This window comes from Paenibacillus sp. 2003 (genome assembly GCF_031455635.1).
GTDB classification, from domain to species: domain Bacteria; phylum Bacillota; class Bacilli; order Paenibacillales; family Paenibacillaceae; genus Paenibacillus; species Paenibacillus amylolyticus_B.
The window spans coordinates 1-14,963 of the sequence record NZ_JAVDTB010000010.1 but is presented as its reverse complement, the minus strand read 5'-3'; the positions used below and the strand labels follow the sequence as shown (position 1 = coordinate 14,963).

At 47.6% G+C, this 14,963-nt stretch carries 10 protein-coding genes; 8 read left to right on the top strand and 2 right to left on the bottom strand.

The window, feature by feature from the left end; genetic code table 11:
* Positions 1-4: 4 nt before the first annotated feature.
* The gene (locus J2X75_RS26305; RefSeq protein ID WP_310341852.1) at positions 5-1,783 is read right to left on the bottom strand and encodes an SWIM zinc finger family protein; all 1,779 of its coding nucleotides are present in this window, start codon (positions 1,781-1,783) and stop codon (positions 5-7) included.
* 280 nt (positions 1,784-2,063) lie between these two features.
* On the opposite strand from J2X75_RS26305, the gene J2X75_RS26300 reads away from it, so the two are divergent.
* The gene (locus J2X75_RS26300) at positions 2,064-2,882 is read left to right on the top strand and encodes an endonuclease/exonuclease/phosphatase family protein (protein ID WP_310341848.1); all 819 of its coding nucleotides are present in this window, start codon (positions 2,064-2,066) and stop codon (positions 2,880-2,882) included.
* A gap of 162 nt (positions 2,883-3,044) precedes the next feature.
* Here J2X75_RS26300 and J2X75_RS26295 read toward each other — a convergent pair whose 3' ends face one another.
* Positions 3,045-3,872, bottom strand: coding sequence for a methyl-accepting chemotaxis protein (locus J2X75_RS26295; protein ID WP_091012155.1), 828 nt, complete (start codon positions 3,870-3,872; stop codon positions 3,045-3,047).
* A 600-nt stretch (positions 3,873-4,472) separates the two neighbouring features.
* Here J2X75_RS26295 and J2X75_RS26290 point away from each other — a divergent pair.
* From J2X75_RS26290 to J2X75_RS26260, 7 genes are all read left to right on the top strand, one after another.
* Positions 4,473-6,746 (top strand): glycoside hydrolase family 88/105 protein, encoded by a 2,274-nt coding sequence (locus J2X75_RS26290; RefSeq protein WP_310342151.1) that lies wholly within the window; start codon positions 4,473-4,475, stop codon positions 6,744-6,746.
* Between the two features lie 299 nt (positions 6,747-7,045).
* Positions 7,046-8,386 carry an ABC transporter substrate-binding protein gene (locus J2X75_RS26285; protein ID WP_310341843.1) on the top strand — a complete coding sequence of 447 codons (1,341 nt, stop codon included), beginning with the start codon at positions 7,046-7,048 and terminating at the stop codon, positions 8,384-8,386.
* Between the two features lie 48 nt (positions 8,387-8,434).
* On the top strand, positions 8,435-9,385 hold the full coding sequence (locus J2X75_RS26280) for a carbohydrate ABC transporter permease (protein ID WP_310341839.1): 951 nt from the start codon (positions 8,435-8,437) through the stop codon (positions 9,383-9,385).
* Positions 9,382-10,230 (top strand): carbohydrate ABC transporter permease, encoded by an 849-nt coding sequence (locus tag J2X75_RS26275; RefSeq protein ID WP_036616400.1) that lies wholly within the window; start codon positions 9,382-9,384, stop codon positions 10,228-10,230. Before J2X75_RS26280 ends, J2X75_RS26275 begins: the two co-directional genes overlap by 4 nt.
* Before the next feature lie 28 nt (positions 10,231-10,258).
* On the top strand, positions 10,259-12,127 hold the full coding sequence (locus tag J2X75_RS26270; RefSeq protein WP_310341835.1) for a cache domain-containing sensor histidine kinase: 1,869 nt from the start codon (positions 10,259-10,261) through the stop codon (positions 12,125-12,127).
* Entirely contained in the window at positions 12,124-13,728 is a 1,605-nt protein-coding gene (locus J2X75_RS26265) for a response regulator (protein ID WP_310341833.1), read from the top strand. The genes J2X75_RS26270 and J2X75_RS26265 overlap by 4 nt, the downstream gene beginning before the upstream one ends.
* 51 nt (positions 13,729-13,779) lie before the next feature.
* Positions 13,780-14,325, top strand: a complete 546-nt coding sequence (locus tag J2X75_RS26260; protein WP_310341830.1) for a GNAT family N-acetyltransferase — start codon at positions 13,780-13,782, stop codon at positions 14,323-14,325.
* Positions 14,326-14,963 lie beyond the last annotated feature (638 nt).

Below are 14,963 nucleotides of genomic sequence, written 5' to 3'. Positions count from 1 at the left end.
AAGGTCATGAGATCAGTTTACCTTTCCGAAGCTCTTCCTGTAGGGCGCGCAGCCGACTGTTACGAACGGCAAGTGTGGTGATGAATTGCTCCCAGTGCGCTTCTTGCTTCATTTTTTTATAGATTTTGGACAGACGTTTTAGCAGCTTCACCGCTGCTTTGTATCCGTCCCTGTTTTTGTGTCCGATATAACGCTCCACTGCCTGATGATAGAAGGGAAGCAGCAGCTCAGGTGCATCTTTTTCGATTGGTTGCAGCATCGCTACGCGGAATTCGAGAGGTTCCGTTCCCGTACTCAGCTGAAAATCAATCCATCTGCGCCACTGTCCACGCGAATGCATGGCATCCTCGTAGGCGGGGCGGGAGTGGGGAAGCATACTGACAAGCGTGTCCCACATACGGTTCTCTGCATCGGGCAGATGTTGAATGGCCGTATCCCACAGATGCATGTAATCATTCAAAGGTGTATTACGCCGATTCGCCAGAAGGGGGCCAAGTTGTACCAACCAATCCCCAAGCCTTTTCCATTCAGCCGAATCTGCGAGTACATGGAGAAAATGCAACAGATGTTCTGGCGGGAAACCGTAGGCCGAGCTTCCATGGATGAGTCGCTGCCATGCCTGATCATCTTGCCCTACATGGAAGTACATCCAGCTCTGCGCGAGTACCAGTGGTAAAGGCAGTGTCACTGCTTTGCTTGGTCTATCAATACTACTTCCATTACTTTGAACGCTACCCAAGACACTTCCACCTGACTGGGAAGGTGGCGAAGCGGCGGTTATATTGCGTTCTATATCATCTAAGATGGCCTGTTCCGACACTAACATGTCCCGCGACCCTTGCAGCTCAGGTACGATCCAGTTCAACCACAGTTGTCGATAGATCGGAGTGAAGAACATCATGCTGGCTGTCTCAGGCATCATCTGTTTGCGTAAATAAGCTGAGGTTTCGGCCAGTCTGTTCCAAAGTTGTTCAAGCTTGTTTCCCGCTAGACCTGACAGGTCTAGCGGATGGTTAAAGATCCGTTCAATGTCTTTCTGAAGTGCATCCACCGCGAGCTGGGCAGGGTAGCTCAAGTACACGGGGGTATGCGTGATGGAGTTACGAGCCGGAGGCACGCAGAATCGGATGAGGTGCAGCTGCACATGTAGTTCAAAAAGCTGGTCCATTGCAGCGGTCAGCCTTGGTTTAATGGCATATAACTCGTCCGTTGCTTCCTGCACGTAGGATGTGCTTGGTGTGCCTGTACCCAGCCGTCTCAAACAGGAGTGGAATAGCTCATGCCATTCCGAGATTTCGAGATCAGCAAGCTCTGTTGCACGTTCCTTGATCTGGCTGTATTGGTTGTCCGGAATGTCTGTATCCTGCTGTTCATCGGCATCTGTATAGCTGGATCGTCCTGCGGACATGGCACCGACGGGTTTCGTCGTTTGTTTGAGCGCAGTACTGGAGTGTGCATTAACAATGGCATGCACAGGTCGCTCCAGTTGCTCGGCATAACTCATCAAGACAGCCGTCATATGTTTGCATACGGAGTTCACCGGGCAGGTACAATGACTTGTAGACAAGGATTGCATGCTCAGGGTGACCTCATATTCTTCCGATCCCTGTACAACGGCCGAAATCCCTTGTTGTTCTGAATAGGTTAATGGTCCGACACGTTTCTGTTTATAATATTGGAATCCGCGCATGATCGTCAGGTTGTTAAAATGCTCTGCAACTTCCCGAATTAATTGTTGCCACTGCGCATCATCCATCCTCATGTTAATTGGTATGTTCATCATTCCATCTCCTGGGGTAAACATAGGTTCAGTAATCACCACGTCTGTGATGTGATGTTGTAAATTTGTTGTATCCATCATATCAGTTATGAGCCAATCCGTGCATGGGTTATGAAGAATTTGAAGTTATTTTATACCAACTGGAATCAGGATGAACACGTCGGTTCTGCTGGCGGCCGACATGCAAGAATGCACCATATTGTGTATGCTTATGGTATGTATTCCTATCAGGAACGATGCAGGCCGGGGAAACGGCCATACTACACACAACAGGAGAGAGCATATGAAAATACTTACGTTAAACACACACGCTTGGGCGGAAGAGGATCAACTGAACAAGATCAGTCAACTGGCTGATTTTATTAATACACATCAATTTGATGTGATCTCCATGCAGGAGGTCAACCAATCCATGCAGGAAGCGGCGCTTTCTGAAGAAGAATTGAAGATGTATTATGATACTGAATCCGACGCTGTGATTAAAAAAGACAACTATGCCTACGTCCTGCTTCAGCAGCTGACAGAGCAATATTACTGGACGTGGATTCCCGCTCATGTCGGGTTTCAAAAATACGACGAAGGACTGGCGATCCTTAGCCGGACGCCGATCACACAGGCTTTTGGAGAATATGTGTCCCACATGCGGGATTATAACAACTATCGTACACGCAAGATTGTGGGAATCCAGACGGTCGTTCAAGGTGAAGCAATCTGGTTTGTGAACGGACACTATAACTGGTGGGATGATGCGCAGGAACCGTTCAAGGGACAGTGGGATTTGACGGAGAGCAAGCTTGCCCCTTACATGGATCAGCCGTTATATATAATGGGTGATTTCAACAATGTCGCGGAAGTGCGTGGAGAAGGCTATGATTATATGATGAGCAAAGGCTGGAATGACCTGTACACCACCGCATTGCAAAAGGATGAAGGAGCAACCGTGGTGAAGGCCATTGCTGGCTGGGCAGATAACAAACGCGATCTTCGGATCGACTATATTTTCTCCAATCGTCCGATTCAGGCCAAGTCTTCCACTGTGGTCTTGAACGGTAAAAATGGACCGGTCGTGTCCGACCATTTTGGCGTAGCTGTAGAGATATAACAGCCATTTGACCATAAACCATAAAGGTGATATCACCGCAAACACGAAACAAAGCCTCCGCTGACTTCCTGCAAAGGGAAGTCAGCGGAGGCTTTTCACATTCTAAATCATTTTCTATGTACATTTCATATCATTCTTTATTTCTGCTGTGGAACTGGCCTACTATTCGAGCGCCAGCATCTGATGTACGAACTTTTTCAGATTCGCGCTTGTCTCGCTAAGCTGTTCGATACTTTCCATGAACTCGGATACAAGCTTGGCCTGATCCACCGTTGCGGTTGTAATCTGACCGATCTCCTGCTCCATATGTTTCATGGAATCCTGTACACTACCGAGGGAGGTTTCGATATCAGCCGCTGCTTGTTTCGTATGGTCGGACAGCTTGCGTACTTCACTGGCAACGACACCGAATCCGGCTCCCTGATCGCCCACACGGGCTGCCTCTATCATGGCGTTTAGTCCAAGCAGATTGGTTTGTTCCGATACTTCACGAATGACGTTTGTTACTTTACTTACACTGACCGAGTTCTCTGAAGCTTTTTTGGAGTTGCGTAGAATCTCTTCCGAGGTCGCAGAGAGTTCTTCGGAATGTGCCGCAATCTGCTGAATGCCACCGACGAGAGCATTAATGGTTGTTTCATTTTCACGGATCAGCGTTTCCAGTGTCATGTGACTATCCAGTGCGTAGTTCACACCCAATATACCCACGACCTGATCGTTTTCCTTAATGGGAATAAGGATGGAGTCGAAAGGTCTGCCTTGCAGATCACCAGGCATACGTGCAACAGTACGCGTCTCCTTGTTGGTGAGCATTTTGAAATTTTTATAATCGTCATGCAGTTCATCTCCAACCTTCACGCCAATCTCCAGACTTTTTGCTTCGGAAAAATACAATACTTTCTCATGATCATTAATGGATATGGATATGTCGTCACGGAACATTTGGCTAACAAAAGGCATAGCATTTACCAGAGATTCAAGAGTATTCAATGTGCATCTTTCCTTCCCGATACAAAAAGTGGAATTCTCAATCTATATAAGTTGAACTAAAGATATATTCACACGTACACTCCGATGACAGAATGACCTTCCAATCGCTGTTATCCCCAGATTTTTTGATTCCCTTTTCTCAAGGGAAAAATCCGGTGATAGCGTATGCTTACGATGCAGCTTTCTTTCGGAAAGCTTTTAGGCGAACGCTTCGCTTTTTCAGGTTTTTTCTGTCCTCTACGTTTCTGTGTAAATGATTAGTTCAACTTATATAGTCTCTATATCGGTAACTTTTTCCGTTTTTTTGAATTAATGTCCCAATGAAGGTGTAATTTGCGAAGGGAAAACCGAATTTCCTGATTTTTTGTAAGCGTAATCAAAAATCTGTAGCCACCACAGAACATGTCAGTTATACTGGGATTATTATTCGGCTATTCAGAAGATAACCAAGGGACATACCTATTTCCCGGTAAGGGGATTACCCACCTAGGTTAAGCGCTATACTTTTTTTGCTAAATATTAGTTTGGTGCTCCAGTGTGGATGGTATGAATGCTATAATATAAGACTTTATTTCAACGGGAGAAGGATGTGTGCCATCGATGACGACCTATTTCAGTGAACCGCAGAGCATATTTTACCGATTTGGAGAAGATCAGGATCAGGTGCTGAAGGTGCTGGCCGAGAGATATATTGGAGCCAATGCGCAGGCTGATTTTGTATATCGGGTATTCCAGAAGTCTGGTATTTTGCAAAATGAAAAAGGGCTTTATGATCTGAATTTAGGTAAACGCTTTCCTGATGCACCTAAAGACCACATATCTTACGCAGCTGCACTGGTTTGGGGGGACGAGGACCGAAACCTGGATGTACTGGTCCGCTGTTATGGGCCTGTTCGTTTCTATTTCAATGAGCAGATGGTCTATCGCTCAACCGTAATGGATGAGATTAGTCCCGACGCAACGGTGAAGCTCAGCATCGATATCAAGCCTGGTTGGAACACCATTTGGCTGGAAATGAAAAACACTCCTGCCGGCTTTGGCTGCCAGTTTGGATCAGATGAAGGTAAAGTGCGCATTTTGAACGTATTTGCGCCATTCCAGGAGAGACAGGGGCAAGCGGGGTGGGTATTCTCTCAACCGAACCCGGCCGCGAGTAAGCAACCAGACCTGCTTGGTAAAGAAGCTGACTACAGCTTAAACTGGTTGCCTGAGACAGGCTGGTCTGATGAAGATAAAACCAAGCCAGCCTTCGAACGAATATTCGGAAATCTTCCTGGAAAACATGCTTATGCTTGGACCCATCTGAACAATAACGATTCAACCGGGAATACGGTGCGATTGTCAGGCCAATCCTCCGGTTCTCTGAGTATTTGGATTGGCGGCAAGCCTGTGGCGCAAGTGAAGGAAGCGGGTCCGTTCGAGGTGGATGTACCAGCCTCTTTTGGGCGGAGTGACCTGCTTGTGCGAATTGAATGCACCGAAACGGCAAAACCTTGGCATTTTAATTTGAATGCAACCGTTTCGGGTAAGCCACTTTCATTGGAACTTCCTCAGTGTGTGCACGGTGCTTCCGGAGAGTCTTGGTTATATGTCGGACCTTTTGAGTCGGAGGTTGAACCGGATTTGCAGGATCTGACTCGAACGGACCGAGTGTACCAGACGGGTCTAGAACAGACGTATTGGCGCTTAGATCGACCGGATGCTTGGATCAGACCTTATTATGAAAATGCCATGTTAAGCAACAAATGGACCGTGGGCAGTGTGACCAATTATGGCCGCTGGGATTATCCATTGGGTGTCACTGTATATGGTCTATTACGGACGGGGCGTTATTTGCAGAGACCGGACATTACACGTTATGCGGCTGAGCATGTGCAGGCATGTACCCAGATGTATGAGTACTCATTATGGGATCGGGAGCAGTATGGTTTCCCGGCAGTTAATCAACAATTGGTCATGCTGAAAATGCTGGATAACTGCGGTTCTTTTGGATCGGCCATGCTGGAAGCGTATTCAGAATGTCATGAACCAACGTTTCTTCCGATTGCTGAACGGATTGCAGATTTCATGCTTTCCCGCTTGGAACGGCAGGAGGATGGTGCATTTTATCGCACGTGTGTAGGGGAGTATGCCGAGAATACCATGTGGGCAGATGACCTCTATATGAGCACGCCGTTTCTCGTTCGTTATGCCCGGGTGACAGGCAACTCAACCGCATTGGATGAAGCCGCCAGACAATTTTCACTGTATCGGAAGTATCTGTTTATGCCTGAGTTCAAGATCATGTCCCATGTGTATGATTTCAAATACGGACAGGCAACGCAGATTCCATGGGGACGGGGAAATGGTTGGACACTGTTTTCCCTGACGGAGGTACTGGAAGCTTTGCCGGCAGAGCATCCCGAGCGCCCAGCCTTAATAGATTTCTTTAATGAGCTGTGTGAAGGGTACGCAGCGCTTCAAGGGGAAAGCGGGTTGTGGCATCAGGTATTGAATGTTCCCCAGACGTATGAAGAAGCCTCCTGCACGGCGATGTTTGCCTATGGTTTTGCGAGAGGTGTACGTTTTGGCTGGTTCAAAGACCCTGAAGTTTACGTCACAGCTGCCGAACGGGCTTGGAAGGGACTCATCTGCAAAGCGATTGATCGTCAAGGGAATGTCCATGGCGTGTGCAGTGGATCACGATATGCATTTACAGCAGAGTATTATGATCAGGACTTGCGTACCGTCACCAATGACAATCACGGAATAGGCATTATGATGCTGGCAGGAACCGAAGTGGCAAAAATGAAGAAACATCTGGCTGAGCACAGGGTGTCTTCACCTGCAGTCACATTCCTGACAGATTCGCAGGAAACACATTTTTATAGCTGAACATCGAGCTCGGACATTCCAGTGGCTCGTAGAAAGAAATGCCATGATTAGATGTTCATACTTTTGTTCCATATCAGCCCGCTATCTTCTTCTCAATGTATCATGCATGTATACCCGTAATCATACCGATACGGGAACGGAACCGCCGGGAATATCATTCCTGGTGGTTTTTGATTCCTGTAACTCCTTACTTTTTTGACAGGAAAGCTTACTTTTGTTTATGTCATGTGCAGCAATGGACCGATACAATATATTTTGTAAGCGATTCCATTAATGCAAGAAGGGGAGGAAATTCATTTATGATGATTACAAAAAAGTGGGTAACCCTGTTCTGCCTGTCCCTGTTATTGTTCGCTACAGCCTGTTCGGGAGGAGCCACGGATAAGCCAGCTTCTTCTGGCGAAGCAAGTGGAAGTGAAGGAGACTCTTCAGGCAAGATTGAACTGCGCATGACCTGGTGGGGATCACAGACCAGACATGATCTGACGACCAAAGTCATCCAACTATTTGAAGAGAAACATCCGGGAATCACCATTAAACCTGAATACTCTGGTTGGGATGGTTATTTTGACAAATTAACTACACAGGTAGCCGGTTCAAATGCACCAGATATCATCCAGATGGATTACGCATTTCTGACTGACTTTGCCCGGCGTGGGGCCTTGCTTGACCTGACCCCGTTTGCAGAGAGCAAAGAGCTGCGGACAGAGGAACATGATCAGAGCATGATTACAGCCGGATCCATTGACGATAAATTATACGCAATTACCCTCGGAGTAAACGCGCCAGGTGTCATCTATGACGCCACCGTATTTCAGGAATTAGGTATTGAAGAACCGCAAGAGAGCTGGACATGGAAGGATTTTGGGGATATGGCGACCAAGATTGCCGCAGCCAAAGGTGAGGGGTTCTATGGATCTGCAGACATTTCCGGTACAACCAACATGTTCGAAGTGTTTATCCGACAATCCGGGAAAGGTTTGTTTGACGGTGGCACAATGACCGCTACCAGCGAAGAGCTTCAGCAATGGTTCGATATGTGGAGCGCACTACGCGAGAATGGTGGAGTAACCACAGCAGAGATCACAGCATCCACAACCAATGCGCTGGAGACACGTCCGATCTCACTGGGTACAGCTGCTATGGATTTTGCATGGTCCAATCAATTGCTGACATTCCAGCAGGTGAACAAAAACCAGGATCATAAGCTTGGCATACAGGTGCTCCCGCATGGTGTTAACGAGCAACAAATTGGCGAATACCTGAAGCCAGGCCAGTTCCTCTCTGGTTATGGCAAAACCAAATATCCAAAGGAAGTTGCCATGTTCATTGATTTCATGGTCAATGATCCAGAAGCGACCGCTATTCTTGGTTCTGAACGTGGTGTGCCGGTTAACTCAAGCATTCGCGAGCAGATGCAGCCAACGCTACCGGAAGCGGAGCAAGTCATTTTCCAATTTATCGACACCGTATCGAAGCATTCCAGTGAGATAGACCCACCGTACCCGCAAGGATTTGCTGAAGTGGACACAAGTTTCAAGAGCGCAAGCGAGCAGATCGCCTTCGGTCAAGGCGATACGCCAGATGTCATTGCCCAGTTTATTGAAGGAGCCAAGGCTACGCTTGGATCGAGTCAATAAAGCATTGAAACCGTTCCAGACTTCTAATTCTGCGGGGAGGTTGCGAAGATGACGACATCACAGGTCAGTCAAGCCCGAAACGAGCGTGTAGCTACCCGGCGGGTCAAACGGAGATATGCCCATAATGGAGCAGCGCTTCTGTTCCTCGCCCCATGGCTTGTCGGATTGTTATTTCTAACCCTTGGTCCCATGTTGGTATCCTTGTACATTTCGTTCACCGATTATAGTATCCTGGCCGCCCCTTCCTGGGTCGGTCTGGATAACTACACGACGATGTTTACATCGGATAAACTGTTCACCCAGTCGCTCAAAGTCACCTTCACGTATGTCGCTGTATCCGTACCGGTCAAGTTGATTTTTGCGCTGCTGGTAGCCATGTTGCTAAATAAGGGGATTCGAGGGCTCGGTATTTACCGGACGGTGTATTACATTCCGACATTGCTTGGAGGTAGCGTTGCGATTGCAATGTTGTGGCGTAAAATGCTGGGTGGGGACGGGCTGCTCAATAGTGTGCTTGCCATGGTGGGCATTAAGGCGCCCGATTGGGTCGCTAATCCGAAGTATGCCCTGTACTCCATCGTGCTGTTATCCGTATGGCAGTTTGGATCATCCATGATTATTTTCCTGGCAGGTTTGAAACAGATTCCACCCGAATATGATGAAGCCTCAGCGGTAGATGGTGCAGGCCCCCTGCGGAGATTCTTCTATATAACGTTGCCGATTCTGTCACCCGTTATCTTCTTCAATCTCGTCATGCAGCTGATTACGTCCTTTCAATCGTTCACGCAGGCTTTTGTTATCAGTAATGGTAGCGGAGGGCCAGTGAACTCAACCTTAATGTATTCGCTGTATCTGTACAAAAAAGGATTTTCATTCTTTCAGATGGGCTATGCTTCTGCGATGGCCTGGGTGCTGGTCATCCTGATTGGCGTATTTACATTGCTCGTATTCCGCAGCAGCAAGCTGTGGGTGCACTATGAGGATGGTGGGAAATCATGATTGGACAACGAAACTCTACAGCATGGGTCGTCAGCAAACATGTGTTGATCTCAGGCATCGCCTTTGTCATGCTCTACCCGATCCTCTGGATGCTGGGCAGCTCGTTCAAACCGGGACATATGATCTTTACAGAGACCTGGTTTTGGCCGCAGGAATGGAATTGGCAAAATTACATGAATGGCTGGTCCGGTATTCAGGGGAATCCGTTCTCCCGCTTCCTGACCAACTCTGTCATCCTGTCGCTTGGCGCCGTGCTGGGCAATGTCATCTCCTGTTCTATGGCGGCGTATGCCTTCGCCCGACTGAATTTTCGTTTCAAAGCCATCTGCTTTGGCCTGATGCTTATGACGATCATGCTGCCCCATCATGTGACGCTGATCCCGCAGTATATCCTTTTCAACCACCTGGAGTGGGTGAATACGTATCTTCCGCTTGTGGTGCCAAAATGGCTGGCGACCGACGCCTTCTTCATTTTTCTCATGGTACAGTTTTTCCGGGGGTTGCCCAAAGAGCTGGATGAGGCAGCCACTATTGATGGATGCGGTCCTGTGAAAATTTACACCAAAATCATCATTCCACTTGCGTTTCCAGCACTGGTTACCACGATGATCTTTACGTTCTTGTGGACATGGGACGACTTCTTCAGTCAGTTGATCTACTTGAGTGACGTTAGCAAATACACCGTGCCGCTGGGTCTGCGTTTGTTCCTTGATTCCAGTTCTCAATCTGATTGGGGTCCGATGTTTGCCATGTCGGTGTTATCGCTGGTGCCATGTTTTATCGTATTTATCGTGTGTCAAAAGTACTTCGTGGAAGGAATCGCGACCTCTGGGCTCAAAGGGTAATTCCAAGACGAAACGAGTTGATTTTTCCATGAGGAAAGGCAGATGGTCTTCATTCATTAATCAAAAGCTGCAACAAAGCAAGCTCTCCACGTTGATGGTGACTTGCTTTATTGCGTTTAACCTGTTGCTTGTCTCGGTTGTTGTCTGGCTGGCATATCAGTCTTTCTCTGCGGTCACATTTGCCGAGATTAGCAAAGCACGTCTGGCTCTTCTGAACGAAAGTACACGTCGGGGATTTGATTTCATCACAGGGGTAACAGGAACCGCATATGGTTTGGCAAGCAATCGGGAACTGTCCAATCTGCTCGAAAAGGCCGATACGGGCAGGCTTGCACAGATTCACCAGCGGAGAGAGGTCTCTCGAATCCTGGATCATACCATGGTCGTGAGTGAAGGTATCACTTCCATCGAACTGTATACGGATGTCTTCAATGAAGTGACAGTGACTATGGCTGATCGCATATTTCCGGTGGACACCATCGCACACGACTCTTGGTTTGCTACGCTGGAAAAGGCCGATGCGGCTTGGGTTCCGCTGCGTGAGAACGAATCGGGCCAATCCCTGGTCGGATACGCCCAACGGATTTTCGACAGTCATGGCGGAACGGTTGCCTATGTGCTCATTCGACTGAGTAGAGCGGACATTGTACGCAGGTTTGCCGATGTGCCCATGGTGCTTGATGGAAAAGTCCTGTTGGTAGATACGGCTGGTAATGTCGTAATGGAGATGGGGAAAGCTGATCCAGCAGGGGAAAATGAACGAGCGGATAGAAGGAATGAAGCGAGTGCCATTCAAGAAACGGGTGGAGCTGTAAATGCATCTTCTTCTATTATAGATAGTGCATGGATTCAGGAACATGTCCATCCTGGTGCAGACGGATACGAAGTAGTTTCCGGCCAACCCGGAGGTGCTCAATTGGTGCTGTACTCCAGGCCAGCCATGCTTCAGTGGCGACTCGTACAGACTATTCCGGTGTACACACTGTTATCTCCGGTCAGGCATGCGGGCTGGCAGATTCTCGGCATCGCCATACTGGGACTATTATGCTCCGCTGTGCTTGCGTACCTGTTCGTAAGGCAGATCATCCGCCCACTGAGACAATTGATCAAGCGAATGAGACAACTGGAGAAAGGGGACTTCGATACCCGGGTCCAACTTTCGTTTACGGAGGAATATGCCCATTTGGCTTATGGCTTCAATCACATGGCTTCACAGCTCACGACGCTGATGGAACAGGTGAAGGATGAGAGCCGGGCTAAGCGTGAAGCCCAGACGGGCTTGCTTGAGGCCCAGATCAAACCCCATTTTCTATACAATACCCTCGACATGATCCACTGGCGCGCGCTTGATTATGAAGCCAAGGATATCAGTCGTATGATTGTGCAGCTCAGTAAGCTGTTACGGATCGGACTGAGTGGAGGGAGATTGTTTATACGGGTTCGTGATGAGTTGGAACATGCCCGTTGCTACGTTAACATCCAGTCAGAGCGGCTACCGTTCTCCATTCAATATCAGGAGCAGATCGATCCGCATATTCGTGGTTGTTACATTCCCAAGATCATTTTGCAGCCCTTTATCGAAAATGCCGTTATGCACGGGCACCCTGAAGAAGGTACACTTCGAATTCAGGTGCATATGCACGAAGAGGTTGGCCCGCATGAGGATATCGTAATTCGTATCACGGATAATGGGCGGGGTTTGCCGGAGGGGTGGAAACTCGAAGAGACGTGTGGCATCGGTGTACGGAATGTACATCAGCGCATTCAGCTTTATTGTGGGAAGAGGTATGGCGTTCAACTGAGCGATAGAGAGTCAGGTGGCGTGGAAGTGACCATTACGCTGCCGCGTATTGAGACCGACGAGCAATTAAATCTATGGCTGGACGGTGAAAAATGATGAAGACCATTATGCTTGTTGATGACGATCCTCATATTGTAAAGGCATTAACAGATCATATCGATTGGCCTTCTCTGGGCCTCAGCATTGCAGGCACTGCATCCAATGGCTTGGATGCGCTGGAGCTGTTTCAACGCATGCATCCAGATGTGGTTATGACTGACGTCTATCTACCGGGGATGACCGGGCTTGAGATCACACAGACGTTGCGACGTGATCATCCCCACTTGCCGATCATCATTCTTAGTGGATATGACGAATTCGAGAACGCCCGGGCAGCCATGCGCTGGGGGGTGAATCACTTTTTGCTGAAGCCGGCAGAGGTTGAGGAGATTGAGTCTGTGCTGCGGGAGGTGTTACTGGAACAAGATGTGCGAGAGCGGCATGAGCGGCTGGAGCAGACGTACAAGCAGGAGGTCGGACGGGTACTTCCGTATTTGCGCAAACAATTTCTTCACGAACTGCTGACTACGCGATATCGGGCAGACGAGCTGCCCAAAGAACGCATGGACTATATAGGCATTCATATGTCCTCACAGACACGCGCCATTAGTCTGCAGCTGAATCGCCCCGTATTTTTGACACGAATGAAAGAACGGGATTGGCAGCTTCTCCGCTATGGGGCGGCCGATATTATTCAGGAGACGGTGAAGGAGCAAGCAGCGCGCATGAATGGTCAGGTAGAGATTGTTGATTATTCGGATCAGGTATTTGTGTTGCTTCTATTAGGAGATAAAGATCATCTGGAGGAATGCCTGCCACTCGTGGAGAGGATGATCGATCAGATCTTTACGTATCTGAAAATAGAAGTGAGTGCTGGAATCGGAAGATCCAAGAGTCACCCATGTGAGGTGATAGATTCCTATCTCGAGAGCAGGGAAGCGGTGGAAACAGCAGAGTTTCAAGGTGGAAGTCGTATCTACCACTATGAAGCATCGAAGGAAACAGAACCAAGTGTGACCGATTATTCATTATTGCTTCATCAATGGAATGAGGCATGGGCGGATATTCGACCTGACCTGGCGGAAGAGGTATGGCATCATATTTACCTTTTGCTGAAAGAGGGGAAATGTGTTGGGATACAGGATGTACAGGTTGTAGCCGTCAGTTTGTTTGACACGTTGATTCATAGCTGGAACCGACTTCATCCTATGTTAACGCCGCCTCTGGCGATGAGTGATTTTCTGCGTGAAATTCAATCGAAATATGCGTTGCATGATCTGGTAAATTGGATGGATCGTATTATCTGCGACTGGCTGGAACAGATACGCAAAGAGATGGGTGAGAAGAAAAGCAATAAACTGATAGAGCAGGTGAAACAGTATGTAGAGCTTCATTACGCCGAAGAGATTAGTTTTGAAGCGATAGCCAAGGGGCTGTTCGTACATCCGAAGTATCTGAGTCAACTTTTCAAAAGGGTGACCGGTGAGAATTTCGTGAGTTATTTGAACGGGTACCGGATTCAGAGGGCGTTGGAACTGTTGCAGTCGGGACATTACATGGTATATGAGGTGAGCGAGATGACGGGGTTCCGTAATGCGACGTATTTCAGCCAAGTGTTCAAAATGCTTACGGGCAAGAGTCCGTCTGAGGTGGGGTAGAGCGATACAGGTATAGTAATTATACAAAGCGGAAGAGGAGGTATGGTTCTTATGATGATCGATCAGCAGGAATATTACATTAAAGGCTTATCTTACTCCATTAGATCGGCAGAGGAAAAGGATGCTGAGGCCTTGTCTTCACTACGTGTACAAATCGATGGGGAAACCGAGAACATGGATCGTGAAGAGGGCGAGGCGTATATCGACGCAGCCGGGTTTAGGAGGATCATCCATTTGGACGGTGAGAAGTCACGGAACCTGTTCCTTGTTGCTGTAGTAGCGGGTGAGATTGTGGGATACTCCCGATGTGAAGGTACAGTGCTGAAGCGCTTTTGCCATAAGATTGAGTTCGGCGTGTGTGTAGCCCGAGAGTTCTGGGGACATGGGATTGGTAAGAACTTGCTGGAGAAGTCGATAGAATGGGCAGACCAGACTGGTGTAGAGAAGATGACGTTGAACGTGCTGGCATCTAATGAAAAGGCAATCGAGTTATACCAAAAGAGTGGCTTCGAGATCGAAGGTATTTTGAAAAAGGATCGGCGACACACGGAAGGACAGTATCACGACACGATAGTGATGGGCAGGTTCAGAGAGTAATAGTATAAAAAGTGAAAACACAATCAATCTAGCCCACAGCCTATGGAGTTCAATTATTAGATTCGATACCCACATAACAAATAGCAGTGCTATTGAGTAGAAGTATTATGTTTCTTGTTTTAAAGAGCGAATGTAATAATGCTGAATGAGTCTGTTCACAACCTGTATTGAGATAGATTAGACCGGTGAGTGTATTTAGGTTATAGTAAGAGGATATTGCCATTGGAAAAAGAGATTATGAAGATATTGAATCAAATATATAATTAGTTTACCTATGGGATATTTTACAAGTGGTAATTGTGTTGTGTATATGATATATTCTATTTCCGGCCAAAAAAACACGAGAAACAAAGTGCTGCAGGCAAAACAAATAAGCTTCGAAAGAAACTTAAAAAAAGAGCTTGCTAAGTTGGATCGGAAGTGTTATGATATAAAAGTTGCTGAGGAGAACAAAGCTCGGTAACAAGACAAGTTTGATCTTTGAAAACTGAACAACGAGTGAGTGAACATTCTGCTTGCAGAATGAACGCGAAAGTTGAGACAAGCCTTGGCTTGGATCAACTGGAGCACAAATGAGATTTTTAATCTCGTCAGATTCAAAATGAGCTTATCGCTCTTTTCAATACTTTATTGGAGAG